General features: G+C 41.3%; 24 protein-coding genes and 2 riboswitches. Of the genes, 12 read left to right on the forward strand and 12 right to left on the reverse strand.

Going from position 1 to position 26,943, the window contains the following annotated elements; translation table 11 throughout:
• Positions 1-15: 15 nt before the first annotated feature.
• Positions 16-2,313, reverse strand: a complete 2,298-nt coding sequence (locus tag LQ188_RS15040) for a ribonucleoside-diphosphate reductase subunit alpha (protein ID WP_290370124.1) — start codon at positions 2,311-2,313, stop codon at positions 16-18.
• A gap of 137 nt (positions 2,314-2,450) precedes the next feature.
• Positions 2,451-2,632: riboswitch (cobalamin riboswitch) on the reverse strand.
• A gap of 292 nt (positions 2,633-2,924) precedes the next feature.
• Here LQ188_RS15040 and LQ188_RS15045 point away from each other — a divergent pair.
• Positions 2,925-3,854 carry a manganese-dependent inorganic pyrophosphatase gene (locus tag LQ188_RS15045; protein WP_101224252.1) on the forward strand — a complete coding sequence of 310 codons (930 nt, stop codon included), beginning with the start codon at positions 2,925-2,927 and terminating at the stop codon, positions 3,852-3,854.
• A gap of 94 nt (positions 3,855-3,948) precedes the next feature.
• Here the strand turns inward: LQ188_RS15045 and LQ188_RS15050 are convergent, their stop codons facing one another.
• The 3 genes from LQ188_RS15050 to LQ188_RS15060 form a co-directional block, all read right to left on the reverse strand.
• Positions 3,949-4,095: a hypothetical protein gene (locus LQ188_RS15050; protein WP_155726446.1), complete on the reverse strand. Its 147-nt coding sequence runs from the start codon at positions 4,093-4,095 to the stop codon at positions 3,949-3,951.
• 85 nt (positions 4,096-4,180) lie between these two features.
• Entirely contained in the window at positions 4,181-5,638 is a 1,458-nt protein-coding gene (locus LQ188_RS15055; protein ID WP_101224251.1) for a SulP family inorganic anion transporter, read from the reverse strand.
• Between the two features lie 1,098 nt (positions 5,639-6,736).
• Positions 6,737-6,826: riboswitch (cyclic di-GMP riboswitch) on the reverse strand.
• 229 nt (positions 6,827-7,055) lie between these two features.
• Positions 7,056-8,267, reverse strand: coding sequence for an MFS transporter (locus LQ188_RS15060; protein ID WP_101224249.1), 1,212 nt, complete (start codon positions 8,265-8,267; stop codon positions 7,056-7,058).
• Positions 8,268-8,418: 151 nt separating this feature from the next.
• Here LQ188_RS15060 and LQ188_RS15065 point away from each other — a divergent pair, with 151 nt between their 5' ends.
• Both LQ188_RS15065 and LQ188_RS15070 read left to right on the forward strand, forming a co-directional pair.
• Complete coding sequence (locus tag LQ188_RS15065) at positions 8,419-9,774, forward strand: citrate:proton symporter (protein ID WP_260357944.1); 1,356 nt, start codon at positions 8,419-8,421, stop codon at positions 9,772-9,774.
• A 169-nt stretch (positions 9,775-9,943) separates the two neighbouring features.
• Positions 9,944-10,576, forward strand: coding sequence for a superoxide dismutase family protein (locus LQ188_RS15070; protein ID WP_230177292.1), 633 nt, complete (start codon positions 9,944-9,946; stop codon positions 10,574-10,576).
• A 310-nt stretch (positions 10,577-10,886) separates the two neighbouring features.
• Here the strand turns inward: LQ188_RS15070 and LQ188_RS15075 are convergent, their stop codons facing one another.
• Positions 10,887-11,852 (reverse strand): rhodanese-related sulfurtransferase, encoded by a 966-nt coding sequence (locus LQ188_RS15075; RefSeq protein ID WP_101224246.1) that lies wholly within the window; start codon positions 11,850-11,852, stop codon positions 10,887-10,889.
• 141 nt (positions 11,853-11,993) lie between these two features.
• On the opposite strand from LQ188_RS15075, the gene LQ188_RS15080 reads away from it, so the two are divergent.
• From LQ188_RS15080 to LQ188_RS15090, 3 genes are all read left to right on the forward strand, one after another.
• A complete protein-coding gene (locus tag LQ188_RS15080) occupies positions 11,994-13,010 on the forward strand; it encodes a nitronate monooxygenase (RefSeq protein ID WP_230177293.1) in 1,017 nt (338 codons plus the stop codon).
• A 17-nt stretch (positions 13,011-13,027) separates the two neighbouring features.
• Positions 13,028-13,483 (forward strand): GNAT family N-acetyltransferase, encoded by a 456-nt coding sequence (locus LQ188_RS15085; protein ID WP_101224448.1) that lies wholly within the window; start codon positions 13,028-13,030, stop codon positions 13,481-13,483.
• Positions 13,484-13,556: 73 nt separating this feature from the next.
• Positions 13,557-13,700 carry a hypothetical protein gene (locus tag LQ188_RS15090; protein WP_157831096.1) on the forward strand — a complete coding sequence of 48 codons (144 nt, stop codon included), beginning with the start codon at positions 13,557-13,559 and terminating at the stop codon, positions 13,698-13,700.
• Between the two features lie 46 nt (positions 13,701-13,746).
• Here LQ188_RS15090 and LQ188_RS15095 read toward each other — a convergent pair whose 3' ends face one another.
• Positions 13,747-14,325, reverse strand: coding sequence for a GNAT family protein (locus LQ188_RS15095; protein WP_101224245.1), 579 nt, complete (start codon positions 14,323-14,325; stop codon positions 13,747-13,749).
• Between the two features lie 103 nt (positions 14,326-14,428).
• Here LQ188_RS15095 and LQ188_RS15100 point away from each other — a divergent pair, with 103 nt between their 5' ends.
• Positions 14,429-15,820: a PLP-dependent aminotransferase family protein gene (locus tag LQ188_RS15100; RefSeq protein ID WP_230177295.1), complete on the forward strand. Its 1,392-nt coding sequence runs from the start codon at positions 14,429-14,431 to the stop codon at positions 15,818-15,820.
• A 32-nt stretch (positions 15,821-15,852) separates the two neighbouring features.
• Here the strand turns inward: LQ188_RS15100 and LQ188_RS15105 are convergent, their stop codons facing one another.
• Entirely contained in the window at positions 15,853-16,272 is a 420-nt protein-coding gene (locus LQ188_RS15105) for a MarR family winged helix-turn-helix transcriptional regulator (protein WP_230177297.1), read from the reverse strand.
• 659 nt (positions 16,273-16,931) lie between these two features.
• Positions 16,932-17,135 (reverse strand): hypothetical protein, encoded by a 204-nt coding sequence (locus tag LQ188_RS15110; RefSeq protein ID WP_101224447.1) that lies wholly within the window; start codon positions 17,133-17,135, stop codon positions 16,932-16,934.
• Positions 17,136-17,263: 128 nt separating this feature from the next.
• On the opposite strand from LQ188_RS15110, the gene ytvI reads away from it, so the two are divergent.
• On the forward strand, positions 17,264-18,307 hold the full coding sequence (gene ytvI / locus LQ188_RS15115) for a sporulation integral membrane protein YtvI (RefSeq protein ID WP_230177298.1): 1,044 nt from the start codon (positions 17,264-17,266) through the stop codon (positions 18,305-18,307).
• Between the two features lie 345 nt (positions 18,308-18,652).
• Here the strand turns inward: ytvI and LQ188_RS15120 are convergent, their stop codons facing one another.
• Positions 18,653-20,005 carry a hemolysin family protein gene (locus LQ188_RS15120; protein ID WP_230177299.1) on the reverse strand — a complete coding sequence of 451 codons (1,353 nt, stop codon included), beginning with the start codon at positions 20,003-20,005 and terminating at the stop codon, positions 18,653-18,655.
• A 615-nt stretch (positions 20,006-20,620) separates the two neighbouring features.
• Between LQ188_RS15120 and LQ188_RS15125 the strand changes: the two genes are divergently transcribed.
• The 4 genes from LQ188_RS15125 to LQ188_RS15140 all read left to right on the forward strand — a co-directional run bounded on the left by LQ188_RS15125 (position 20,621) and on the right by LQ188_RS15140 (position 23,050).
• Positions 20,621-21,193 (forward strand): YitT family protein, encoded by a 573-nt coding sequence (locus LQ188_RS15125; RefSeq protein WP_363320593.1) that lies wholly within the window; start codon positions 20,621-20,623, stop codon positions 21,191-21,193.
• Between the two features lie 94 nt (positions 21,194-21,287).
• Complete coding sequence (locus LQ188_RS15130; RefSeq protein ID WP_101224241.1) at positions 21,288-22,001, forward strand: FixH family protein; 714 nt, start codon at positions 21,288-21,290, stop codon at positions 21,999-22,001.
• Positions 22,002-22,092: 91 nt separating this feature from the next.
• On the forward strand, positions 22,093-22,257 hold the full coding sequence (locus LQ188_RS15135) for a hypothetical protein (RefSeq protein WP_157831095.1): 165 nt from the start codon (positions 22,093-22,095) through the stop codon (positions 22,255-22,257).
• A gap of 163 nt (positions 22,258-22,420) precedes the next feature.
• Positions 22,421-23,050, forward strand: coding sequence for a DedA family protein (locus LQ188_RS15140; protein ID WP_101224445.1), 630 nt, complete (start codon positions 22,421-22,423; stop codon positions 23,048-23,050).
• A 54-nt stretch (positions 23,051-23,104) separates the two neighbouring features.
• Here the strand turns inward: LQ188_RS15140 and LQ188_RS15145 are convergent, their stop codons facing one another.
• The 3 genes from LQ188_RS15145 to LQ188_RS15155 all read right to left on the reverse strand — a co-directional run bounded on the left by LQ188_RS15145 (position 23,105) and on the right by LQ188_RS15155 (position 26,943).
• Positions 23,105-24,436, reverse strand: a complete 1,332-nt coding sequence (locus LQ188_RS15145) for a hemolysin family protein (RefSeq protein ID WP_101224240.1) — start codon at positions 24,434-24,436, stop codon at positions 23,105-23,107.
• A gap of 273 nt (positions 24,437-24,709) precedes the next feature.
• A complete protein-coding gene (locus tag LQ188_RS15150; RefSeq protein ID WP_230177300.1) occupies positions 24,710-25,819 on the reverse strand; it encodes a histidine kinase N-terminal domain-containing protein in 1,110 nt (369 codons plus the stop codon).
• A 236-nt stretch (positions 25,820-26,055) separates the two neighbouring features.
• Positions 26,056-26,943: a cation diffusion facilitator family transporter gene (locus LQ188_RS15155; RefSeq protein WP_230177301.1), complete on the reverse strand. Its 888-nt coding sequence runs from the start codon at positions 26,941-26,943 to the stop codon at positions 26,056-26,058.

The raw sequence follows: 26,943 nt of genomic DNA on the forward strand, positions 1-26,943 counted from the left end.
CATGATTGATTGTCGTTAACTTGAACAGCTTTCGCAGGCATTGTCATATTCGGAAGAAGTCGAACGAACATAATACGTTGATTTCAACCCGCTTTCCCATGCCGTTAAATGTATATCCAACAGGACCTTCGCTTTGATTGTATTGTGTACATACAGATTAAAGCTGATTGCTTGGTCAATATGGCGTTGTCGGGCTGCATTTTGCCTGATGCTTTCCAGTTGGTCCAAATTGAATCGCGTCTTTTTATAATATTCATACGTATTTGGCGTCAAGCCTGGTGCGGTCACCTTGAATTTGAAGTTTTTCTTTTCTTCGTAAAATTCAATTTCATACAAAGGGTCGATGCCATCCGTGGAATTACCGATTTTGGCTGTCGATGAATTGGGGGCAATCGCCATTAAATATCCATTACGGGTTCCGTGTTCCTGTACGTCTGCTTTTAAATCCATCCATTTTTGATCTGTATAGTCACGCAGTTCGAAATAGTCCCCTGTATGCCAATCAGATCCTTCAAAATATGGGTATGATCCTTTTTCCTTGGCCAATTCGTTGGATGCCTTGATTGTTAAGTAAGCGATCTTTTCGTATAAAGCATCGGCATATTGAACAGCCTCATCGGATTCCCAATAAATATTCTGTGTGGCAAGTAAATGATGCCATCCAAACGTTCCTAAACCAATTGCCCGGTAACGTTTGTTCGAGATGGATGCTTGTTTGACAGGAAGATTATTCACATCAATGACATTGTCCAGCATACGGATCTGAATGGGAATCAATCTTTCCAAAACATCGCTGCCCACCGCCCGTGGCAAGTTAATGGATGAAAGGTTGCAGACAACGAAATCGCCGCTTTTACGAACCACAACAACATCTCCATCTTCTGTTTCATATTCATCCGTGATCGTCGAAGGGCTTAGGTTTTGGGCAATCTCCGTACAAAGGTTGGAACAATAAATCATACCTTTATGTTTATTGGGATTCTTCCGATTCACTTCATCGCGGTAGAACATATACGGTACGCCTTCTTCTAATTGAGAAATCATGATGCTTTTCATGATGTCCATCGCATTGATTTTTTCAAAGCTGTAGTTTGGAAGCGTGCCATTTTCTGCGGCCTCGACAGCAAGTGCATAATGTTTCCTGAAGCTTCCTTCGCCTTTCTTCTCGTCATAAAGATCTTCAAGTGAAAATCCAAGGGTTTGCTTGACGGTATGCGGATCGAAAAGATACCATTCTTTTCTGTCGCGTACAGCCTCCATGAATAAATCCGGTATGCAAACGCCTGTAAATATATCATGGGCTTTTAATCTGTCATCCCCGTTTTGTGTCTTCAAATCGAGGAAGCTCATGATATCTTTATGCCAGGCATCCAAGTAAATCGCGATGGCACCTTTACGTTGACCCAATTGATCGACACTTACAGCTGTCTGGTTGAATAGTCGAATCCAGGGAGTCGTGCCGGAACTATTTCCAGAGAAACCCCGGATATCAGAACCAAGCGAGCGAACCTTACCAACGTAAAGGCCTACACCGCCGCCGAATTTAGATACTTTTGCTGCATCGTAGTTTGATAGATAGATGCCATCAATGGAATCTTCAATCGCGTCGATAAAGCAAGAGCTTAACTGTCCATGTGTTTTCCCAGCATTGGAGAGTGTAGGAGTCGCAACGGTCATATAAAGGTTGGACATGGCCCAGTATGCTTCTTTTATAAGTTGCAGGCGGTGCTCCGTTTTTTCCATTCGCATGATTTCCATCGCGATGATCATGAAACGTTCTTGCGGCAGTTCGTAGACCTTGTCCTTTTTTGGGCGGGCCAGATAGCGGTCGTTCAATAAGTAGATGCCTATGTATGAGAATAATTTATCTTTTTCCGGGTCGATCACCGAGCCCAATTCCTCAATTTCCGCTTTTGTATATGAAGATAGCAGTTCTGGCTTGTAAATTGGATAACGCTGACCTTCCGAAAGCTGGGAGAGACCTGTGATCAGCTCATAGAATGGGCCATAACTCTTGCTTGCATAACCTCGATTGGCTTGTGCATCCCTATACATTGTATTCAACAGTTCTGCTGCGGCAACGAATGTCCAATCCGGAGCATCGATATCCACACCCTCAAGAGCGAGCTGAATCAGTTTTTTTGATGCCTGTTCTTCGGTTGAGTCACTTTTGCGATCAAGCCATTTTGTAAAACGCTTTTTGAACTTTTCCATATCGAGACGGCCTTCGAATTCCTTCGATAACATCTCAAGCTGGATGGATTTCTTTTCTGTTTCATTTTCACTTATGGTAGAGTTATATGTTTGAGTCATTAATAATCCTCCTTGTTAACTTCCGCTAAAATAAAAAAACCGCCCAAAGAATTGAGCGGATCAAACGATAGAATAAAAGAGCCATGAAAAAATAGCCGTTATACTATCGTTTCATCATCTCAATCCCCGAAGAATAAGAAACGTGAAAAATTCAAGGCAGGTCTCCTGACTCATGATCATCCTACTTTGAGTCCTTCCCGTATAGAGAGCTATACAGTGGGTTTCTCATTTCGTCACATTTACAGTTGCGGGGACAGTTCCGGGTTTACACCGGATTCCCTTTTCAGCCATCACTGGCACCTTGGATTATAAAAATTCTATATATAGTTATTGGTATAGATTATGTAATCAATATCTAGTATTTCTGCTTATATTATCGTAAGCCATATACGATGATAATTCAACTAATATATTTGAAAAAAACCAACCCTTATCTATTGACAAAGTGATGGCAGAGGGTGAAGGAATGAAAGATTTTATTGGGGAATGGATAATTCAAGCGCTGATTTTACGGGATTTTGTGTTAAAATAAAGTGTCTAGTAAAGGTGGCTCTCCCTTATTGCGGTGAGGGGATTCGCGGAAAAATATTTATGAAAAAGGGGATAAAATCTTGGAAAAAGTATTAGTTTTTGGACATAAAAACCCGGATACAGACACAATCTGTTCAGCAATCGCTTATGCAGATCTGAAAAAGCAGTTAGGTATCAACGCTGAACCAGTTCGTCTGGGTGAAGTGAATGGTGAAACTCAATATGCATTGGACCAATTCAAATTCGATGCTCCCCGTCTTGTGGAAAAAGTTGCAGGGGAAGCTGATGGCGTAATCTTGGTCGATCATAACGAACGCCAGCAAAGTGCTGAAGATATTGACCAAGTCCGTGTGTTGGAAGTTATCGACCACCACCGTATCGCTAACTTCGAAACGAGCGATCCTTTATATTACCGTGCGGAACCAGTTGGCTGTACGGCAACCATTTTAAATAAAATTTATAAAGAAAACGGCATTGAAGTTCCTAAAGCAATCGCAGGTCTTATGCTGTCTGCCATCATTTCCGATTCTTTATTGTTCAAATCACCTACATGCACGGAGCAAGACGTTGCAGCAGCTATGGAATTGGCTGCCATTGCGGGAGTCGACGCTGAAACATATGGCTTGGAAATGTTGAAGGCGGGAGCTGACTTGAGCGACAAAACGATCGCCCAGCTCATCACACTTGATGCAAAGGAATTTTCCATGGGATTGGCTAAAGTGGAGATTGCACAAGTAAATGCTGTGGATCCAAACGAAGTCCTTGCTAAGCAAGCTGAATTGGAAGCGGCGATTGAAGCGGTAATCGCTGTCAAGGAATTGGACTTATTCCTATTCGTCGTAACGGATATCTTGACTAATGATTCTGTTGCCTTGGCTCTTGGTAAAGCGGCTTATGCAGTGGAAAAAGCATACGACGTTTCATTAAACAACAACATCGCCGTCTTAGAAGGCGTTGTATCGCGTAAAAAACAAATCGTTCCGGTCTTAACGGACGTATTCAGCAAGTAATAAAGGAAAAGGGATGCTCATTATTTGGGCATCCTTTTACTGTACATGCAAAAAAAGACTCAACCATCCATTAAGGATGTTTGAGTCTTTTTTCTTAATTCAAGGCTTCCTTTTCTTTTTCATAGGCGATGACAATCAATTCTTTATTGGCTTCCTCGCCTAGTTTGCTTTCAAAGCTTTTCAGTTCATTCAATAAATCCGGTGACAGATTTGCTGCTGTATAATCCTGCTCGGGTGTCATGCTTTTCGCTCCTTTCAAAAGGAAATGATTCATATTATCTATTTTGTCGGTTTGAAAAGTTTCTATTCAGCAGAATGTTACTTCTTCAAGATATTTTACTTTCTGAGGTGGCGAGTTTTTCAAGCAATGACGAACTTTCTTCATCGAGCCCTTGGACTTGGACAGGTATTCCCAGAAGCTGATATTTAAGGATAACCGTATCAACAGCACCGACTGCTGAAGCATCCCAGATCTTGGAATGGGAGAAGTCGATGACGATTGCATCGGCTTTTTCCTTGAAGTCAAACTTCGAAACAAAGTCCTGGACAGAAGCAAAAAATATTTGTCCGCTGATACGATAAGTGATTTTCTTAGCCTGGATATCTTCCTTTTTCTCTGCTGCCACTTTAGAAATTTTAGCCGAGAAGAAAATCATGCTCAAAAGCACTCCGGCAAATACCCCTTTTGATAAGTCATGTGTATAAAGAACAATGAGGACCGTCACGATCATCACGGCTGCATCCGACTTAGGAGCTTTAGTGAGCCTCTTTAGGGAAGACCAGTCAAATGTCCCGATTGAAACCATGATCATGACTGCGACAAGTGCAGCCATCGGTATTTTAATAAGGACATCATTCAATACCACGATTAATACCATAAGGAATGCTCCCGCTACAAATGTCGAGAGCCGGCCCCTTCCACCTGATTTAATGTTGATACCGGATTGGCCAATCATCGCACATCCTGCCATGCCTCCAAAACATCCGGCGATTATATTCGAAATCCCCTGGCCCTTGGCTTCCCTATTTTTATTACTGTCCGTGTCAGTCATCTCATCGACAATTTGAGCTGTCAATAACGATTCAAGCAGCCCAACAAATGCAAGGGCAATGGAATAAGGGAAAATGATTGCCAAAGTTTCGAAGGTCAAAGGGATGTCTGGAAGCATGAACATCGGGAGCGCTTCGGTCAATTGCCCCATATCCCCAACCGTCCGCACCGTAGCCCCTGTGGTAACTGCAACGACCGTCATGAATATGATGGCGACAAGTGGTGAAGGTATGACTTTCGTGATCAGCGGAAAAAGATAAATGATTGCTAATGAAACGGCTGTCATGACATACATGATCCACGTTTCGCCCACGAAATGGGTAAGCTGTGCCGTGAAAATCAAGATGGCTAAAGAATTCACAAAACCAGTCATGACCGGTTTCGGGATGAACTTCATTAATTTCCCGATTTTTAAGACCCCTAGTAAAATTTGCAGCAAACCAGTCAATATTGTTGCAGCAAGTAAATAGTTCAAGCCATGATCTTTAACAAGGTCGACCATGACGAGTGCCATTGCGCCAGTGGCAGCCGATATCATTCCCGGCCTCCCGCCGACGAAAGAGATGACAATGGCAATGCAGAATGAGGCATATAGACCAACCATTGGGTCAACGCCAGCAATGATCGAAAAGGCAATCGCCTCCGGAATCAATGCCAAGGCAACGACAATTCCCGATAGGACATCTCCTCTAACGTTGCCGAACCATTCCTGTTTGTATGCAGATGTATTCAAAGAAACACTCCTTCTTTCTTTTATATATGTGTGTTAAATTTCTTTTTTTAACGCACTAAATTATAGCATGAGTCCTTCTTTCTATCTATATGGATAATATAAACGACAAATCGAGGGCTATTCATTTCTAATTGAATGAAGGTAAAATGCCTAAAGCGGGAAGAATTGATACAAGAGGTGCTTGAGCCATCTTGTAAGGGAACCAAGGCTGAAGAAGCCTCGATTCATCTATAGGATGAATCGGAAAACTGTCTCTTGACCTTCGGTAGGGTCTCCAAAAAATGAATGACTAAAAGGGATGATATGAAGATTACCGGTTGAGGGGGCAAATAAACTCGTACCTTCGTATTGGGAGGGATATATCATTATCTTATAACAGCCGATTATATATGGAGGTAGGCGGTACCACTAGAAAGCTGGATCATTTAGTATGTTTGCATACAGGGCATGCATGTAATAATGTCAATCGAAATGGATTTCCGAAAAAGTGGCTTGGCCATTTTTGACGTAATGGGCTCCTACACGCTTTGCCCCAACGATTGGAACCGGTTCATGACAGTCCAGACATGGGCTTTAGAAGGTAGTGATACGCGATAGAATCTAATGATTTCTTATAAACCACATGATGATTTATCAATCGAGCCAGTTATAGGGCAGACCGTACATTTACTATTCATATAATGAAAAATGATAGTGCTTTAACTGTGTCAGTATAATTGGGCATGAGGTAATTGAGTGTTTTTTACCGGAACTATATATTCCTTTTTTTATACAAGGAAGTGGTGAGGGTTAAAAAGTAAGGAACCCCATACCATTGTTAAGGGGCTAACCCTTATCAATGCTGGATTTACATTTAGGACATGTCACTTCTTTATAATGCTTGAACCTGATCTTTCGAAGGTCGCTTCTGGACAACATTGCGAATACATTATATCTTGTGCCGCATGCACAAGTATTTTTATCTTTAACTATGTGTCTCTCATCCGTAGTAGCTGAATAAATGGTTGGAAAGAACATACATAACCCTCCTTGTTTTAATTTTAGGCAAATTAAAAAGGGGCAAGAAATTGATAATAAAGTGATCCATTCAAGAAAAATCTTGGCAGCCCGGCTGCCATGACAACTAGTTGTTGGTTTAGGCCCGTGGCTTTGCGTCTTTTACTTTCATAAAATTTGCCTATAATAATCTTAACATAAAACCTAATGTGTGATGAAGTGCAGTGCAGTAAAAATACTTATCAGTTTATGGGTGGGACCTAAGGTTGGATGGAGTTTACGGATAGGCATGAACGTTACCGGTTTCAAATTTTACCGAAACGAGATTCAGTTCCAAAAGTATCCAGCACTACAGCTGTATGAGCATAAACATGAGAAAGCCTGCTTCCATCTGGAAGCAGGCTTTCTTGCCAAAGTGTGATTAATGTGATCTGGCCAACTCCGGATTGCGGTGCATCGCGAAATAGAGGACAAGTCCGGCAATGAGGAGTAAAGTGCTGGTCGTTATGAAAACGGCGGAGAATCCGTAGAAACCAGCAACCATTCCGCCCATAGCGGGTCCGATGATATTGCCTAAAAAGCGCAGGCTCGTATTGTACCCAAGCACTTCCCCCTGCATTGCGACAGGCGCTTCTTGGCGAATGTAGGCAATCCTTACAGGGATGATGCCGCCTATTGCCATGCCTAGTATGAAACGTACAAAAACAAGCTGCCAAAAATGATTGATGAAGGCACCGGGCAAGTAGACAAGAGCTGTCAGAAAAAGAAGCAGCACAAGAATCTTCACATGACCATGCCGATCACCTATCTTGCCCCAGTGACGCGCCATCAATAAATTCCCCAGGCCTGCTGCAGAAAAGGCGATTCCTGAATAAAATCCGAGATTGGAAGTTCCATGCAGCTCGCCAACGTATAAAGAAAGAATGGGCTGGATGCTGAAGTGGGCAACTTGGACAAGTGTCGAAATGAGCATGACATTCACTAAGATGGGGTTCCTTAAGATATGCGAAAGAACCTCCCTGCTTGTATAGCTCGACTTCGTTCCCTTCTGCTGTTCCATTATGTACTCCTTGGTTGCAAAAACAAGAAGTCCAGAGATGAAAATGGTGATGGAGGTGAATTTAAAGGCGGTTGAATAGCCGAGTGTGTCTGCAAGCACGCCGCCAAGCAATGGTCCGAAAAGGGAACCGGTTATATTTCCCGTTTGTAAGGTTCCAAGTACACGTCCGGCAATTTCTTTTGGTGTCTGCGTTGATATGAAGGCCTGTGACATGGAAATGAAGCCAGTGAATATTCCTGTGAACATCCTTAAGACGAATAGCTGCCAAACATTTTCGACGAATCCCATCAGGAAGATGGACAGACCCATCCCAAAGGCGCAGGCAATCAAGATTTTCTTTCTGCCATACCGGTCACCAATCCGTCCCCAAATGGGGGAAAATAAAAAGGCTGTCACGAAAGTGATTCCAAAAGTCCACCCGGACCAATGCTGGATATATTGAGTCGAGTAATCTCCGAATGTACCAATGTATAAGGATATGAATGGAAGAACCATCGTCATGCTCCCGCCTATGAAGAAATTGGCGAACCACATGATGAAAAGATTCCGTTTAGCTATTTTATGAGCGTTCATTTTACATACAACACTTCTTTCCTCCGAAAAAACTTCGGGTTCCTAAATAATAGTATACAGAATTTAACTAATTTATTAAACGAATTTGTTTTACTGGTTTTTTAATGAATGTGCAAATGTTATAATGTGAAAATATTGATTTTTCAGAAAAATTAAAAATCTAAAGGTTCTCATATTTTCAATTAAAGGAGTTTTTAACATGTTAACGATTTTAGGATTTTGCATGATTTTAACGTTTCTTGTCTTAGTCATCACAAAGCGCTTATCAGTGGTTGTAGCTTTTATCTTCACGGCGATAGCCTTTGGTCTGATTGGTGGGTTTGCTTCGGAAATGGGAGATATGATGGTTGCCGGTATTTTAAAGGTGACACCAACAGCAGTCATGATCGTTTTTGCTATTCTATACTTTGGTTTAATGATTGACGTTGGTTTATTCGAGCCCATGATCGCTAAAATACTGAGTTTTGTAAAAGGAGACCCGCTAAAGGTTGTCATGGCAACCGCCATAATAACCATTTTGGTAGGTTTGGACGGCGACGGATCTTCTACATTCATGATCACCGTTTCAGCCATGCTGCCGCTTTATATCAAATTAGGGATGAACAGGCTCGTATTGGCCTGTGTCGTTGGTTTAGCCGCTGGTGTCATGAATATGATCCCTTGGGGAGGTCCTTTGGTCAGGGCGGCCGCGAGCCTTCAGGTTGAAGTATCGGAGTTATTCATTCCTCTCATACCGGTCATGATCTGCGGTCTTTTATGGACGCTTTTTTCGGCATATGTGCTTGGCAAAAAGGAAAGGGAGAGATTGGGAGTCAGCTCCCTGGAAACGAACATGCAACCTGGTATGAGCGAACAGGCTGCAGCTGTTGAAACCGCACCTCAAGGAACATCCAAGCTTTTTTGGTTTAATTGGTTCTTGACGATTCTACTGATGGTTTTGCTGGTGATGGAAGTGCTGCCGATACAAATCTTATTTGCTTCCGCTTTTGCGATTGCACTATTCGTTAACTTTCCGAACCCAAAAGAACAGCAGGAAAGGATTTTAAGTCATGCCAATAGTTTTGTGATGATCTGTACACTCATTTTCGCTGCAGGGATTTTTACGGGTGTATTCACAGAAACAAAGATGATGGACTCGATGGCTGCTTCAATCGTAACGGTCATCCCTGAGTGGCTCGGGGCACATTTGCCAGTGGTGGTAGCGCTGACAAGCATTCCGATGGGGTTCATTTTTTCACCTGATGCCTATTACTTTGGCATTCTGCCAATAATAAGTGAAACGGCATCGAACTTCGGTATTGCTCCTGTAGAGATCGGAAGGGCGGCTTTATTAGGTCATTCGACCGCAGGGTTCCCCTTATCGCCATTGGTGCCTGCAACATTCATATTGATTGGCCTTGTAGGCGTGGATTTTGGGGATCACCAAAAATTCCTGTTTAAATGGGCGTTTGGGACAACCATCATCATGACGATTGCAGCCATTGCTTTCGGGGTCATCACTTTGTAAAATGTGAGCCCATTAAGCTATATTGTAAAATCCTTGTCTGTGAATTTAGTAAGGTGTTCACTCTCACTGGTGTAATCTATTTTCCTATTTATCCCGCTTTCTGTTTATTCTTCCATAATAGTGGAAAGTAATAAGAGGAAATACATATAAGAGAGTGAGGGAATTTATCATGAACTATAAACAAAAACTTATACTGCCTATGTGTACTGCCTTTTTACTGTATGGATGTAATTCAGCGGATGATTCAAATCAGGCCGATAATAATGCCGAGGACATGACTACAGTGGGACAAGGAACAGATGCAGAGGTTGATCCGCAGGTGAAAGCGGAAGTTAAAGATGTAGAAGGTAATACACTTGGGACGGTGAACTTTACCGCTGAAGAGAATTCTGTAGTGATCGAGACCGCTTTGGAGGGCCTTGAGCCAGGCTATCATGGATTTCATGTTCACGAAAACGCAGCATGTGAGGCGGATGCCAAGGAAGGCCCTTTCACTACAGCTGGAGGACACTTCAATCCAACTGACGAAACGCATTCTAAGCATGCAGGTGATATGCCTCCTTTATATGTAAAAGAAGATGGGACAGCAAAATATACGGCAACATTGGATAACATGACAATAGACCAACTGAAGAAAGAAGAGCTGGCTGTAATCGTTCATGCGAATCCAGACAACTTTGCCAATATTCCTGACCGCTATGAAGCCAATGGAGAAAAAGGACCGGATGCAGATACTTTGAAAACTGGTGATGCAGGCGATAGGCAAGCTTGCGGGATTGTTGTAAGTGCAGAGGCAAAATAAAATTAATGAAGTAAGAGCGATTCCTCTAAAGAGGAATCGCTCTTTTCTTGAAGGTAGGACTGCAGACAGCTAAAATCTAAAAGCTGAAACCATTCTTTTTACGAATTAAGAAGGTTTTTTCTATTGTGATATAGAAGTAAGAATGTAAGTAATATTGCAAAAGAAGCAGTAGTATTAAAAAAGATCATAGTTAATTCTTGCAGTGGAATGAAGTCCAAGACATAGGTTTAATATAGAAAAATAAGGTTTGGTTTGAATCGATAAAAAAACCCGAACAGGGATCTTGTCCACTGATTCGGGTTTGCTAAAATTATTTTGCCGTAATGGAATTATCGATTAGCTGTAATCTCTCAGCCACTTCTTCTTCAGAAAGGTTATGCTCGACTACATAGCGATTACGCGGATGCACTCGGCATTCATGGGTACAGCTGCGCATATGTTTGTGTTCGTTCTCTTCGCTGCAAAGGATTTTCTTGTTGCATTCAGGATTAGCGCAATTGACATAGCGTTCACAAGGTTCGCCGGAATAAATATCGCGTCCGACAATGACATGTTCCTTTTGATTGATAGGTACGGCAATCCTTTCATCGAAAACATACATTTGGCCATCCCATAGTTCACCTTGGACTTCGGGATCCTTCCCGTATGTTGCGATGCCGCCATGCAGCTGGCTTACATCTTCAAAGCCTTCTTCGACAAGCCAGCCGGAGAATTTCTCACAGCGGATACCGCCGGTGCAATACGTTAGGATTTTTTTGCCTTCGAACATTTCTTTATTTTCCCGTACCCATTCCGGAAGTTCACGGAAATTCGTGATTTCTGGCTTGATTGCACCCCTGAAATGTCCTAAATCAAATTCATAGTCATTTCTGGCATCAAGGACGATGGTGTTTTCATCTTGCATTTGCTCGAAGAACTCCTTCGGGCTCAAGTATTTGCCAGTCGTCTGGTTCGGGTTGATGTCGTCTTCCAAGCGAAGCGTTACAAGTTCATTGCGTGGACGAACATGCATTTTTTTGAAAGCATGGCCTTCAGCTTCATCTATTTTAAACACGATATCGGCAAAGCGGGGATCGCTTTTCATCATGTCCATATATTTGTCGGTTTGTTCGATCGTACCTGAAACTGTTCCGTTGATACCTTCTGAAGCCACCAAGATACGGCCTTTCAATTCAAGGGCTTTACATGCCGCAAGATGCTCGACTGCGAATTCTTCGTGATTCCCGATAGGTACATACAAATAATAAAGTAATACTCTATATGGTTTTGTTTCCATTTTTTATTTACCACCTATGTTTTATATTTGCAAGATATAAAGGGTGATCATTTAGACACTTTTCTCTTACAGATAATCATTATACCAAGAAAACGTAAAAATGATAAGGGCATGAAGAAAAATCAAGAGGAGTTGTATGGAATGTTGAAAGAGTTAATGAGATATCCAATCATTCAGGCACCGATGGCAGGAGGAGCTTCCACTCCGAAGCTTGCGGCTTCAGTATCCAATGCAGGAGGATTGGGCTTTCTCGCAGCTGGCTATAAGACTGCGGAAGAGATGAAGGACGAGATTGGGCAGACCCGTCAGTTGACTGAGCGCCCTTTTGGCGTGAATATATTTGTGCCAGGCAACGAGGCGGTGGATGAAAATATATTATCTGGCTATCGTGAAAAGATCGAGAAAGAGGCCGAGAGCGTTGGGGCTGAGATTGGAAAAGCCGATAGTGATGACGATGATTGGGGAAATAAACTACATGTATTGAAGGAGGCTGGGGTCGCTGTCGTCAGTTTTACGTTTGGATGTCCAACGGAAGATGTAATAAGGGAGCTCCAAGATGTCGGTTCCCTTATAGCCGTGACAGTAACCAACCTTCAGGAAGCAAAAAAGGCGGCGGGAGCAGGCGCCGATGTTCTATGTCTACAGGGGTTTGAAGCAGGGGGGCACCGGGCCAGCTTTGATAACCGCACAGAAGATGATTATGGTCTTTTAGTATTGATACGGATGATAAAAGATGAACTGGACTTACCGATCATTGCCGCGGGCGGACTGATGCATGGAAAGGATATCGCGGCCGTGCTCGAAGCGGGAGCAACAGCGGCGCAATTGGGAACCGCTTTCCTTCGCTGTCCCGAAAGCGGGGCAAGTCCGGTCCATAAGGCGGCGCTGGGAAATCCCCGATTTACTCAAACCTCTATTACCCGAGCCTTCAGCGGCCGGAGGGCACGCGGGTTGGTGAATCACTTTATAACGGAATATGATAGCGTTGCACCCGTCGCCTATCCTTTTGTCCATTACATGACAAAACAAATGCGAAAAGCGGCTGGACAAAAAAACAATCCTGAATTGATGGCTTTGTGGGCAGGACAGGGATATAAGTTGAGCAGGGAACTTCCTGCATCGGAATTGGTTGAACTTCTTGTAGAAGAATTAAACTGAGAAGGGTTTGGATGATGATGGAGATAAGGGAATTATTCAAGGATGAGCCACCCCCGATGCATTTATTGCTTTTGGCAGATCCTTCAAGGGAATTGGTCGAGGAATATTTGGGGAGCGGAACGTGCTTTGTTGCCGTGAGTGATAAGCGAATGATCGGTGTTTATGTTTTACTGAAAAAAGGCCCGGAACTGATAGAGATAATGAACATCGCAGTCGATGAACGGCACCATGGAAGGGGAATCGGCAGGCAATTGATTGAACACGCCAAAGGCCATGCCAGGGTACAGGGATATAAAATGATTGAAATCGGAACGGGGAATTCGGGGATAGGGCAGCTTGCCCTTTACCAAAAATGCGGTTTTAGAATCACTGGGGTCGATCGGGATTTTTTTAATAGAAACTATTCCGAGGCCATTTATGAAAATGGGATTCAGTGCCAGGATATGATTCGCTTGTCACAAAGCTTAGACTAAGCAATGATCATCCAGTTTGACGGAAATGCTTTACAGACAAAAGTGCGCGTCGCAATGCTTAGGGGGAATGGACTTGTTCTTTGGTGATATGATTTATCTTCTTTTTGCTTTACTTATGCCGTTTTTATTTGCGATTGGCGTTTTCATATTCATTCGATCAACGAAAAGGCAAAAGGATTCTTTATCGAAAATTCGTAAAGACTCAGATGAAAAATAGCGCAAGAGAAAAAGAGTGCAAAACAACGGCACTCTTTTTCTCATTTTCACCTTTCCAAAAAAGCTTCCAAATTCCTTTTCACACTGGGCCATTCATGCTCAAGAATACTATAGACCACCGTGTTCCTGATCCTCCCATCTTGCAGTTTTTTCTCCATCCTCAAAATGCCTTCTTCAAGGGCGCCGAGCCTGGTTATTGCTGCACGCGATCTATTGTTGCATTCGTCAGTCCTGAATTCAACCCGTTTCATTTGCCACTTTTCAAAAGCATGCTGCAATAGCAGGTACTTACATTCTGTGTTAATGGCTGTTCGCCATTTGTCGGGATGATACCAAGTCGCGCCGATTTCCAGGGATTGATTATGAAAGTGAATATTTCTTAAGCTCGTGCTGCCGACTATCGAATCATCAGTCCGATCGATAACGACAAATGGATGATGAAGTTCCTGTTCCCTTGCTCGAATGCCTTCCTTTACATAGGAGATCGCCTCTTCATATGACAAAATTTTTGTTGCACTCCATTCCCATATTTCAGATGGCAGGGAAGCGGCGTAAAGCGGTTCGATATGACGTTCCAGCATCGGGGTGAGTATCACGTGTTTCCCGTATAATTCGATATGCTCCATAGTTTCCTCCTCTTGATTGATATCTTCATTATAAAAATATTCTGGTTCTGCAATAAGGACCAATGCTGATATAATTTATGGAACCAGTTTGAAGGAGGACCAAATGTTTGAAATCACTCTAACCTTAGATAAAACGAATAAAGAAGCTTTATATGTCCAATTGTATAAATACTTTATAAAGGAAATCCAGAATGGGCAAATCCAGGCCGGAATGAAACTGCCTTCTAAACGAAAACTGGCCTTGCATTTAGGGATAGGCCTGAATACAGTGGATACGGCTTATCAGCAGTTGATGGCAGAAGGATATGTGGAAAGTCAATTAAGGAAAGGTTATTACGTAGCCGATTTAGAACCGATCTCAGCTATGAATGAGCCGTTGCCTGTAACAGAAGGGATGATGTGTCCTCCGAATGAAAGAAATGAGATAGATTACAACCATGGCCGGGTGGACGTGGATTCTTTCCCGCATGCCGTGTGGAAAAAATGCTTGAACAATACTTTGTATCTACAGGAAAGGGAAATGTTCATGAGCGGTGATCCTCAAGGGGAATGGGGGCTCAGGGCTGAGATTTCATCCTATCTATTTCAATCAAGAGGAGTTCGCTGCGGGGCTGATCAAATCATCATTGGAGCAGGTACCCAGTATTTCATCCATCTGCTGCGGTTACTTCTTGGAAATGAACGGGTATTTGGGTTGGAAGACCCTGGCTTTCATCGGGTAAGGGAGGTACTGAGGCTGGAGGGAGCGGATATGGCATACATACCCTTGGATGAAAGTGGAATGAGTGTGGACTCCTTGAAAGGGAGTGCAGCGAATGTTGCCTATGTCACTCCTTCCCATCAATTTCCTTCCGGTATGATCATGCCGATAACTAGACGGGTGGAATTGCTCAATTGGGCAGTGGAAAAAAAGGGTTATATTATTGAAGATGATTATGACGGGGAATTCCGACATGCTGGTAAACCGATTCCGTCCTTGCAGGGGTTGGACACCAATGGAAGGGTCATCTATTTAGGCACGTTTTCAAAGTCGCTAATCCCATCAATCAGGGTGGCATTTATGGTGTTACCCATGGAGTTGGCTTGCCGCTATCAGCAGAAGTTAATAGGATACAAACAGACCGTTTCCAGACTGATTCAGGAAACGCTCTGTCTTTTTATGAAAAATGGACATTGGGAACGCCATCTGAATAAAATGCGAACGATTTATCGAAAAAAGAATAAGGTGCTGCTGAATGCCATTGAAGAGAGCTTCCATGATCGTGTAGCCGTAATCGGTGAAAAGTCAGGCTTGCACGTTCTTTTAAAAGTAGAAAACGGCAGCAGTGAGGCAGAGCTCATTCAAAAGGCTGCCAGTGTGGGGGTTAAAGTCCACCCAACATCGGTTTATCATTCAAAGAATGTGAAAGATCCGACTATTTTGATTGGGTACGGTGGTTTAACCGAAAGGGAAATCGAAGCAGGAATCCGGCTTTTAAAAAAGGCATGGCTATAGCTTGGTGTGCAACAATGATATAAGATACCATTTTAGTTTCTTATATTATTGAGGATTTTAAGGACCGTCTGGAAAAATACTTCCTGTTCTTCTTCTGTAATTCCTTCCAGGGCTTTCCCTTCGATTTTTTCGGCAATCTTAAGACATTTTGTATGTACCTCTTTGCCCCGGGGGGACAATTCGATTCGTTTTTCCTGTTCATCTTTTCCAGGAACTTGTTTAATCATATTATTCTGTTCCATACTGTTGACCGAACGTGTGATGATAACACTATCTACATCCAAGTAACTGCAAATATCGGGGATTGTGGAATAGCCACAGTTCTTTAAGTAATTCAGGATTGTCCACTGATTATGGTAAATTTCAAGTGCTGTAATTTGTTCATTCATTTTGCTTACTAATGATCTCGATACTTGTAAATATTGATGAAATAATTGAGTAGGGTTCGTCATATGATTCTCCTTTATAATGGTCGACCAATCCATTATATTCTTTAATTCTTAAAAGTCTATTGTAAAGAATCATTTATTTCAGTCAATGTTTATTTTTGGAAGCAAAGCGGGAAAGGGAAAAACACTGGCAATATGAATGAATTGAGGGAAAGCTCAGTCTTCCCAAATCATCAAAAAACTACGGGGAAGCATAAGCACATTCACAAGAAGAACCTTAATATATGATGGGAGATATTTTAGACTATAGGAAATTCGAGTTTGCCAACAGTTTATTTATGGTTTTTCCATTTGGGCGTTTATTTCCGCACCAGGCACTTGCTTTCCTCGGCTTGCACCTGCGGGGTCTCCCTTGGACGCGCTTTTCCCGCAGGAGTCTCGACACCCGCTCCAATCAACTTTGATATAACATTTAGTCAGAAACCATACCTGAGGAGTTGAAGGTGTTGCTTTGCGGGTCAGTTAGGCCCGGTACATCATTTAATTAAAAATACGTTTTCCGAACTCCTTTTGACTACTAACTGTAATATATGTTTTCCTTCAAATATTCTATTAGCAAGTACTAGTGGCGCAGAGAAAAGTCTATACGACACCTCACCTTGAAGCCTGAATTCAGTATATCCTGCAAACAAAACCCAGCCTCTAAAGTGGCTGGGTTTTGTTTAAAGCTTCTCGCTCGTGGAGCGGTGTTTTGTTTCTTTTTTATTTCTTTCTTCTTGTTGTTCATATTTAATTTCATCAATTGGTAAATCATCAATGGGCATGACCACTTGATCACGTTCCAGCTGTTTTTCCTGATTTTTCTTGAAGGCCTTGGATTTATCATTACGCTCCTCAAGATACTTTTCTTTATCTTTATTATCCAATGTCAATCCCTCCATCTCTTTGTATCTCTTTTTCCCCTTATTGAGAAAATAAAACGTATAAGCGAAATATATGTGATCCCATTTCATAAATATAAGGAGAACAGGAAAGTGCAAGGAGGGTTTGTTCAGTGAATTTCGCCGTCTTTTTTCGCTGGTTTTGGAGGGGGCTTCTCCTTTTAGTCATAGTAATCGTCATTCCCTATTCATGGGCTTTGATTTTAGCGTTGCTCACCGCCATTCTTTTGGATGGATTGGTCCGCATAATTGGTGAAACGGCAAAGCTGCATCGTTTTTGGGCAGTATTGATTTCATTTGTTTTATATGTAGGCGGGCTTATGAGCATCACTTATTTTTCCTTTTCGGTATTAATCAAGAAGGTCATTGTCTATTCAGAAGAATTTCCCGGTTTCATACGTGAAGTGTATTTGACGGCAATATTGCCAGTCATTAGGCAATGGGAAAGATATTCCCAAACTTTACCGCCAAATCTCATTCAATCAATAGAACAAACGATGGAAAAGGGAGTCATGGCTCTGGAGGGGTTCACAGAGGGCTTTGTTCAGGATATGGTTCAATTCGTTACACTCATTCCGGGTTTTTTCATTGACTTTTTAATTTACTTAATCGCTTTATTCTTATTTAGTCTTGAATTGCCAAAGTTAAGAAAAAAGGCAGTCCTTTATTTGAAGGCATCCACCTATCAAAAGATTTCGCTAGTTTATCAAGATTTAAGTATGGCAGCCGTAGGCTTCATCAAGGCACAAATCACGTTGAGTTTAATAACGTTCATCATGGCTTATGGAGGACTATGGTTGTTAGAAGTGAAGTATACGATTCCGTTGGCACTCTTAATAGTAGTTGTGGATATTCTTCCTATCTTGGGGACGGGATCTGTACTGGTTCCTTGGGCAGTTATCGTCTGGGCTCAAGGAAACCATCATCTAGGTATTGGCCTCATCATCCTATTCCTGGTCATTACCATCATAAGAAGGACAATCGAACCAAAAATCTATTCAGCAAATATGGGGTTGAGCCCATTGGCATCGTTGATCAGTCTTTACTTAGGGTTTAAGATGCTTGGCTTCATTGGGCTTTTCCTTGGACCTTCGATACTGATTGTTTATGATACGTTAAAGAGGGCAGGTGTCATCAAAACCAATTTCAAAATATGAAAGATTATTAGATGTTTTTTGCCTGATTTCTTAAATTTGACATATCTTTTACCGCTTTACCTTGACCGTTGCAATGATTGCAGTCCCGGGAAAAGAATTGCAGAAAACGGGTTTTCCCTTTCCCTTTGCAGTGCTGGCAAATGGTTATGAGTTTCATGATTCCTCACTCCTTCAAAAAGTATCGCTTTTTTAACAGTATGAAACAATTAAGGTAGAACTATACTTCATGTAATCATTCAATGTTAAAAGCAGCAGGTTTTATATAATATGTATTTATTTTATTTCATGTACCAGTTGAAAAAAATAACCCCCGATCCTATTGTCTTTTAGGAACGGGGGTTATTATCATGAAACGATTTCGGTTTGTGATATGATCGGGAATTCTTTTACTTCGCTTACGACTTTTACTTGTTTATATATTTCAATATAACGAATATGGTGATCTTCCATTTCCTTTATCTTAAAGTTATAAGGACCGTAAGTCAGGATATCACCTTGTTTGGCCTCGTAATTCTCGGTAAGGATCCATCCGCCCATCGTATCAATATCTTCATCATTGATATCCAATCCAAGTAAGTCATTCACTTCGCTGACCAATACCTTGGCATCGATGATGTAGTGATCTTCTTTTAATTTACGGACATCGGGCACTTCATCCAGGTCGAACTCATCGCGGATATCGCCAACGATTTCTTCAAGGATATCTTCAACGGTCACCAACCCTGACGTACCGCCGTATTCGTCCATGAGGATAGCCATGTGAATCCGTTCCTTTTGCATTTTTAAAAGTAAATCGTGAATGGGGATACTGTCAATGACACGGATGATCGGACGAACATATCGGTCGATCGTTGACGCAGCCTGATTGTTCTTATCTATCATTTCAGTGAATAGCTCTTTGATATTGACCATTCCGATAACATGATCCTTATCACCGTCAATGACAGGATATCGTGTAAAGTTCTCTTCCGCCATAACAGTGAAAAACTGCTGGATCGTATCTTCTTTGGATACCGTTGCAATTTCAGTACGTGGAACCATGATTTCTTTTGCAATCCGATCATCGAATTCAAAAATTTTATTCACATATTTAAACTCTGATTGGTTAATTTCGCCACTTTTGTAGCTTTCGGAAACAATGATACGCAGCTCTTCTTCTGTATGAGCCAAATCATGTTCGGAAACTGCTTTTAATCCTAGCATTCTTGTAAGCGACCTTGCAGAGCCATTCAGTACCCAAATGAAAGGATACATGACTTTGTTAAAGGCAATTAAAGGTTTCGAAACCAATAATGTTACTTGCTCCGCTTTTTGAATCGCCAATGTTTTCGGTGCCAATTCTCCAACAACGACATGTATGAACGTAATGAAAGAAAAGGCAATTGCAACTGAGAGTAAATGTGAAGCCGACTCCGGAAGATTTAATTGATTTAAAAGTGGTCGCAAAATGTTTTCAACTGTCGGTTCCCCAAGGAATCCAAGCCCTAGAGCTGTAACGGTAATTCCGAGCTGACAAGTTGAGAGGTATTCATCCAGGTTGGAGATGACCTTCTTTGCTGAAATAGCATTCCTCGTTCCTACTTCAATTAATTGATCGACCCTCGTGCTTCTCACTTTAACAATCGCAAACTCCGTAGCTACAAAAAATGCTGTTAAAGCAATTAAAATGGCAATAAGAACCAAGTTTATTATGTCCAAATAGTCTCCCTTAACTCGCCTTCGAGACGAATAAGGAGTACACCTCCTACATTTTTAAAATATACAAGTATATTTTTTTTTCCGTGCTGAATATTTTTGGGATTACTTCAAAATGGCTGTGGTAATAGATGTGCAGCCGCTTGAACTCCCATTTCTTTTAGTGATGAAGAGAATAATAGTATATGCCGATTAGCGATGCGTAGACGGGAAATAGAAGAATTTCTGTCTGAAGGAGTGCAGCCATTTTCCAAAAGGATGCACATATCCGTTACGCAAAGCAGCTTCCGTCCGTCAAAACGAACATTCTTTAATGCCCCATCAAATCACCTCATTCTAATTAATTTAAATACTTTCATTATAGAAAGAGTTAATCATTCAGTCAAACAGCTTACGGCACCTTAAATCCGGTAAATTGCTTGTAAAGGATCAGTTTGAGCTAATAATTAGCTGTTTTTGACTGTTTTCTCTACTTTATTGTAACATATTATAGAATATTCAGAAAACTAAGAGCCGTTTCATAAAAAATTCGTCAGTTACATTATTTTTTGGATGGTACAAACATATTCTATAGAAACCAAGACAAGTTTTAAATGAAGATTAAAGGGGGTGGCAGCCATGAAAATCATGGAAAGGATGGCAGCGATCATTGCTGGCAGCATGCTGGTAGGTGTGGGAATCAATTTTTTTCTGATACCTTATCATTTATTGGATGGTGGCATGATAGGGATTGGGCTGATTTTTCATTACTATATAGGACTTCCAACCGGACTGGGTGTGATTTTGAGCAGCATTCCATTATATATATATGCTTGGTATTTTGAAAAAAAATTATTTCAGAACAGCTTGCATGGCTTGCTTTTTTCCTCTTTATGCATCGACATTTTTTCCGACGCTGTCACAGGATGGAGCCTTCCCATTTATGTAAGTGCGATAATCGGGGGAGGGTTGATTGGACTTGGAATCGGCTTGATGCTTCGGTATGGGACTTCTACAGGCGGAACGGATATGCTGGCACAGATCCTATCCAGGAAAAGTGGGCTCAATGTAGGGCTGCTGATTTTTTTTATTGATGGATGCGTATTGCTTTGCGGATTGAGCGTTGTGGGGACTTCAATCTTTTTATATTCATTTTTAACGATCATCGCGGTAGCCATGCTGACTTCAGTCACCGTGATGCGGACGATTTAGTTTTGAATCATGTATAAAAATTTGAAAAATGGAAAGGATGGGCAATATGAAAAGGACAGATTTTTAGTCTAATAAATAGTAAAGGGAAGTTCATATGAAAAAACTTTATATGTGTACTGCATTGTTAGTTATGCTAGCTGGGTGTCAAGAGGCTGAAATGCCAGAGGATAAAGAAGTGAACAGTGCTGTTCCAGAATCGATGGATGCATCAATTGTCATTAAAGGGAAAGTGGAGCCTGGAAAAGAAGTCATTCTTGAAACGACAGTGAAACAGGGAAGCCAATTGGTGAATGAAGCTGATGAGGTACTGTTTGAAGTGAGAAAGTCCGGACAGGATAAACGGGAAATGCTTGAAGCGAAGAATACTGGAAGTGGAATGTATCAAGTGATGCATACTTTTGAAGAACAAGGCAAATATATTGTAGTCTCCCATGTAACGGCTAAAGGCCTTCATGTAATGCCTGAAAAAGAAGTTGTCGTTCCTGAACATGAAAGTGAAGGTGCATCGGTTCATCCTAGTACGGATGTATCCATCGAGTTTCAAAGTAACCCAGTAAAGGCAGGAAAAAGTTCAAACTTTGAAGCGACCGTTGAATTGAATGGGAAACCACTGACAAATGCAGATGTGAATTTCGAGGTCTGGAAGGAAGGCAGCGAAGAGAGTCATTTCACCAAAGCTGAAGAAGATGGAAATGGAACATATCTAAATAAGGTATCTTTCGAAGAATCGGGAACCTATAAGGTGCAGGTACATGTTGAAAAAGACGAAGTGCACGAACATCAACTGCAAACGATTCAAGTCAATTGATTGTTTTTTGATCCCATCGTTTAAACAGGTTTCATCTCTTCGTTAAATGGGAAGTTAAAGGATAACGGTACAGCAGAAAGGGAGGGTAAGCATGAATAATCAAAAAATCAACAAGTATAAAAATCTCGGGATTCATATCGAAAAAACGAAATCACGCCAGGAGATTTTCACTAATGTTTCACAAAATGATTCATCCTTACTCACCACAGCTGTTTTTTCTCAATTTTCCCAAAAACGGGAGCTAAAAGAATATTGATGCAAAGAGACCGGAGTACATATCAGCTGGTCTTTTTTTTGTGCATTCCAAAATGTGATGTATTGTGAAGCTGGTATGAAAAATCGAATAGAACCTCATGAGCTGAAATAGGATAGAAGGACAAACAATTTGAAATTAGCGGTAAGGGGAGTCCGATAGCATGATATCACAGCTTATTATGACGATATTGAATTGGTTTGCGGAAATGGGGTATATGGGGATTTTATTGGGGCTGATGGTTGAAATCATCCCGAGTGAGCTTGTTCTCGGATACGGTGGTTATGTCGTCGGCCTGGGGAAAATGAATTTTTGGGGAGCTGTTCTTGCAGGAGTGGCAGGCGGGACGATGGCACAGCTATTTCTCTATTGGGCTGGTTATTATGGAGGAAGGCCCTTTCTCTTGAAGTATGGAAAATATATATTAATTAAAGAAAATCATATTGTACATGCTGAGGAATGGTTTCAAAGGTATGGCGTAGGCGTGATTTTTACGGCTCGGTTCATTCCAGTGGTTCGCCATGCCATTTCCATCCCTGCCGGAATTGCGAGGATGTCCGTATGGAAGTTTATATTTTATACGGTTGCGGCTGTCATACCTTGGACCATCTTGTTTCTGACCTTAGGGCGGATCCTCGGCGAGAATTGGCAGCAAATCCGGGAAATAACCGAACCTTATCTCATTCCGGCTGCTGGTTTTTCCTTTATCTTTATCATGCTGTATATTCTATGGAAAAAAAAGAGTACACCTCCAATCGTAACGGTCAAAAAAATGGGACGGTTTCCCGATAAATGAAAAATCGAAAAAACAGCCACGTAAAATCACCTTTTACGTGGCTGTTTTTAATCATTATCCTTGGGTAAGGTCTTCTTCCAGAGGAAGCTGAACGACCTTTTTTGTCACCTCGATAGAACGAATGGCGTGATCTTCCATTTCAATCACTTTAAAGCAGAAGCCGTCTTTTTCCATGATGTCCCCTACCTTCACATCATAATTTTCAGTAAGGACCCATCCGCCTATCGTATCGACATCATCTTCTTCTAAGTGAATGCCAAGTAAATCATTCACTTCCTTTACAAGAAGTTTAGAATCTAAAATATAATGGCCATCTTTAATTTTCCTGATCGAGGCAACTTCATCGATATCGAATTCATCACGAATTTCGCCAACGATTTCCTCGAGGATATCCTCGACTGTGACAAGTCCGGAAGTCCCGCCGTATTCATCCATCAAAATAGCCATATGAATGCGTTCTTTTTGCATTTTTAACAGCAAATCGTGAATCGGGATATTTTCCATTACCCGAATGATCGGACGAGCGTAATTTTCTATCGCTTTGATATGGATTTCCCGATTCTTTATAAGATCCGAGAAAACTTCCTTTAAGTTCACTAAGCCGATGACATGGTCTTTATCACCTTCGACAACAGGATATCGAGTGTATTTTTCCAATTTGGCGACATCGACGAATTCCTGAACCGTATCATCTTTGGATATGGTCATGATTTCCGTCCTAGGAACCATGATTTCTTTGGCAACACGATCATCGAATTCAAAGATGTTGTTTACATATTTAAATTCCGACTGGTTGATCTCTCCGCTTTTATAGCTATCTGATAGGATGAAACGCAATTCTTCTTCCGTATGGGCTATTTCGCTTTCGGATGCTGGCTTGAAGCCAAATAAACCGACAACTAATCGGGAAGAATGATTCAAGGCCCAGATGAAGGGAAAGGCTATCTTATGGAAAAATATCAGCGGGCTGGCAATTGCCAAGGCCACTTGCTCAGCCTTTTGGATGGCAACCGTCTTTGGAGCCAATTCACCTACAACCACATTCAGGAACGTAATCAGGGAAAATGAAATGACGAATGTCAGAATGCTTGTGACTTCTTGAGGGAAATTCAAGGCATTGAATAATGGACCAACCAATTTTAGGACGGTCGGCTGTCCAAGCCACCCCAATCCAAGGGCAGTAACGGTAATACCAAGCTGTGTCGCGGATAGGTACTCATCAAGATCGGATGTAACCTTCTTAGCCGCAATGGCTTTTTTATTTCCCTCTTCAATCAATTGATCGATCCTGGAGCTGCGAACCCTTATGATCGAAAATTCAGAAGCTACAAAAAAGGCCGTTAAAGCGATTAAAATAATGACGAATAAAAAACTTAATATGTCCAATTAGTGTGGGACTTAATTGAATCGCAAAACGATTTAATTATCCCAGTCACCTCCCAAAACCAATAATGAATGAAATGATATTTAGTGTATAAAATGTTAGATGAAAAATAAGTCTTGTCTATCTTGTATGAAAATTATGCTGGTTTATATTTTCAATCTATAGGATCATTCACCTCGATTAGTAGTGGAACCTACCTATTAGTATAAGTAACTGGACGTCAATCAGTCAAAAATTTCACACTAAAAACCTAAGTAAAAAAGGTTGTTTATCCATTATTTAGTTTTCAATTGTATGGAAAAGGTCGTTAGGAAATCGGTAGAGTGACAGGTTAAGGTTCCATGATGCTTTAAGACGATTTCTTTACAGACGAATAATCCCAATCCCGTTCCCCTTTTTTTGGTGGTGATGAATGGTTCAAAAATATTCGGCAAAACGTCGTCAGGTATCTTCGGCCCGTTGTTCGATATATTTAAAGTAAGAATGCCGGGTGGTGATTCAGAGCCTGAAATGTAAATGGATGGGGAAGGCATCCCTGCAACCACATCAAGAGCATTTAAAATAATATTAAGTAAAACCTGACGGAATTCTTCTTTAGAACCGGAAATTACGGCATCCTCGGCAATATTACATGTAATGGAAGCATTTACTTCCAAGATGCTTGGATATAGAAATTCGATTACCTCATTCACAAGCTGAGCAATTGAAAATAGATCAGGAGGTGATGTTGAAGTTTCCTTTTTGGAAATATTAAGGAATTGTGTGATCCGGTAATTGAGCTGATCCAATTCCTTTGAAATGATATCAAGGTATTTTATTTCAGGCTGTTCTGCCTGTAACAATTGTATGAATCCCATGATGGAAGTCAGTGGATTTCTGAATTCATGGACAAAACTTGAGGTCATTTGACCAAGTAGCGTCAAACGGTCTTTATGGTTTGGGCTTATGAATTGATAGCGTTCTTCAAGTTCCATCGTTTTCAATTCGGTATAATGGGATAATGCAAAATGAATGAGTTTATCGAAGCAAACGTTTATTTGCTTAATTAGATCCGATATTTCTACTTTGGGTGCTTCGGAATTCAATACGTGCTCAATGATGATGGATCTCCCGATGGTTGCAGTGGAAAAGAAATTTTCCATATCCAATTGCTTATTAACTCGTTCAGACGCAATTTTTTCCCCTACGACCTTCAGTACATCGCCTATTTCAGTATCCGATTTTCCAAGCTGATCCATTAGCAGATTAAAAATATTTTCCACTTCTCCTTTAAAATACCCTAGATAACCGTCAGGTAAATGCAGCAACTCATCTTTCCATTTGGAAATGATGCTGGTTTTTTGAGAAGATAAAAAGTGAATGGTCATTTCTCGATTAGATACCATTTTGCCCTCCATACTGTAGGAAAATGAATTTACTTTTGACCCAGAAAGTGCTTTATTAGAATAAAATTACAAAATATCAAAATAATTACATGTTGTTTTCATGATAACAGATTACTGTTCTTTTAACATGTGTCAATTGGATAAATATTCGGCAATCAATCAATAAATACCTTTTTTTGACACAGTTTTATTACAGTAATTACAGGAATTAATAACAAAAAAAGGTATCCGTAAAGTTAATGACGGTTACCTTTTTTATGAAATGCATATGGTTCGATATGAACGATCACATGCTGAATATTATATTCCTTCAAAAGATTCTCTTCGATTTTAACCGTAATATCATGACCTTGAATGACGGTCAAAAGGGGGTTAACGTGAACGGTAGTTTCGAGCAGGATTTCACTTCCGTGCATCCGGGCTTTAATTTCACTCATTTCTTTAACACCTTCTGTCAATATAATGGTTTTTCCGATCTTTTGCAGGAGCTGCTCGTCGAAACCGTCGGTTAAAGAGATGGAGGCATCACGAAAGATATCCCAGGCTGTTTTACAGATAATGATCCCCACGACTGCTGCAGCTATCGCATCCAGCCAAGGGATTCCCATCTTGGTGCCGATGATTCCAATGAAAGCACCAACACTGACAAGGGCATCGGATCGATTATCCTGTGCGACGGCATAGATGGAAGAGCTGTTGATCTTTTTACTTAGAGATAAGTTATAACGGTAGATTCCGTACATGAAGATTGCAGAGAATAGAGCTACATAGCCGGTCAGCATACTGGGAACGGTTGTTGAATCTTGGTGAAAGAAGGATTCAATGGCACTGAATACAACCTGGATGCCCACGGTGATCATGATGAAGGCAGCTACCAACGAGGCTACGGTTTCCGCCCGTAAATGACCATATGAATGATTATCATCGGGAGGTCTCTTTGAAATTTTTAAACCGATCAATACGGCTATGGAAGCGATGATGTCAGTCGTATTGTTTAAACCATCAGCCCAAAGCCCTTTGGAATCTCCAAAATAACCGAATGACAATTTAAGAGCAGACAAGAATATGTAAGCGGCGATGCTTATGTACGCGCCTTTTTCAGCTGAAATCGAATGTTTATCCAT

The organism is Peribacillus sp. Bi134 (assembly GCF_918698065.1).
Taxonomy (GTDB): domain Bacteria; phylum Bacillota; class Bacilli; order Bacillales; family DSM-1321; genus Peribacillus.

Excerpts from the sequence above, each read along its gene's own strand:
- LQ188_RS15125 (WP_363320593.1), top strand. The coding sequence starts at position 20,621 with ATGAAAATCATGGAAAGGATGGCAGCGATCATTGCTGGCAGCATGCTG.
- LQ188_RS15105 (WP_230177297.1), bottom strand. The coding sequence starts at position 16,272 with ATGACGAACCCTACTCAATTATTTCATCAATATTTACAAGTATCGAGA.
- LQ188_RS15075 (WP_101224246.1), bottom strand. The coding sequence starts at position 11,852 with ATGGAAACAAAACCATATAGAGTATTACTTTATTATTTGTATGTACCT.
- LQ188_RS15155 (WP_230177301.1), bottom strand. The coding sequence starts at position 26,943 with ATGGATAAACATTCGATTTCAGCTGAAAAAGGCGCGTACATAAGCATC.
- LQ188_RS15050 (WP_155726446.1), bottom strand. The coding sequence starts at position 4,095 with ATGACACCCGAGCAGGATTATACAGCAGCAAATCTGTCACCGGATTTA.
- LQ188_RS15150 (WP_230177300.1), bottom strand. The coding sequence starts at position 25,819 with ATGGTATCTAATCGAGAAATGACCATTCACTTTTTATCTTCTCAAAAA.
- LQ188_RS15060 (WP_101224249.1), bottom strand. The coding sequence starts at position 8,267 with ATGAACGCTCATAAAATAGCTAAACGGAATCTTTTCATCATGTGGTTC.
- LQ188_RS15130 (WP_101224241.1), top strand. The coding sequence starts at position 21,288 with ATGAAAAAACTTTATATGTGTACTGCATTGTTAGTTATGCTAGCTGGG.
- LQ188_RS15085 (WP_101224448.1), top strand. The coding sequence starts at position 13,028 with ATGGAGATAAGGGAATTATTCAAGGATGAGCCACCCCCGATGCATTTA.
- LQ188_RS15040 (WP_290370124.1), bottom strand. The coding sequence starts at position 2,313 with ATGACTCAAACATATAACTCTACCATAAGTGAAAATGAAACAGAAAAG.
- LQ188_RS15095 (WP_101224245.1), bottom strand. The coding sequence starts at position 14,325 with ATGGAGCATATCGAATTATACGGGAAACACGTGATACTCACCCCGATG.
- LQ188_RS15070 (WP_230177292.1), top strand. The coding sequence starts at position 9,944 with ATGAACTATAAACAAAAACTTATACTGCCTATGTGTACTGCCTTTTTA.
- LQ188_RS15080 (WP_230177293.1), top strand. The coding sequence starts at position 11,994 with ATGTTGAAAGAGTTAATGAGATATCCAATCATTCAGGCACCGATGGCA.
- LQ188_RS15100 (WP_230177295.1), top strand. The coding sequence starts at position 14,429 with ATGTTTGAAATCACTCTAACCTTAGATAAAACGAATAAAGAAGCTTTA.
- LQ188_RS15135 (WP_157831095.1), top strand. The coding sequence starts at position 22,093 with ATGAATAATCAAAAAATCAACAAGTATAAAAATCTCGGGATTCATATC.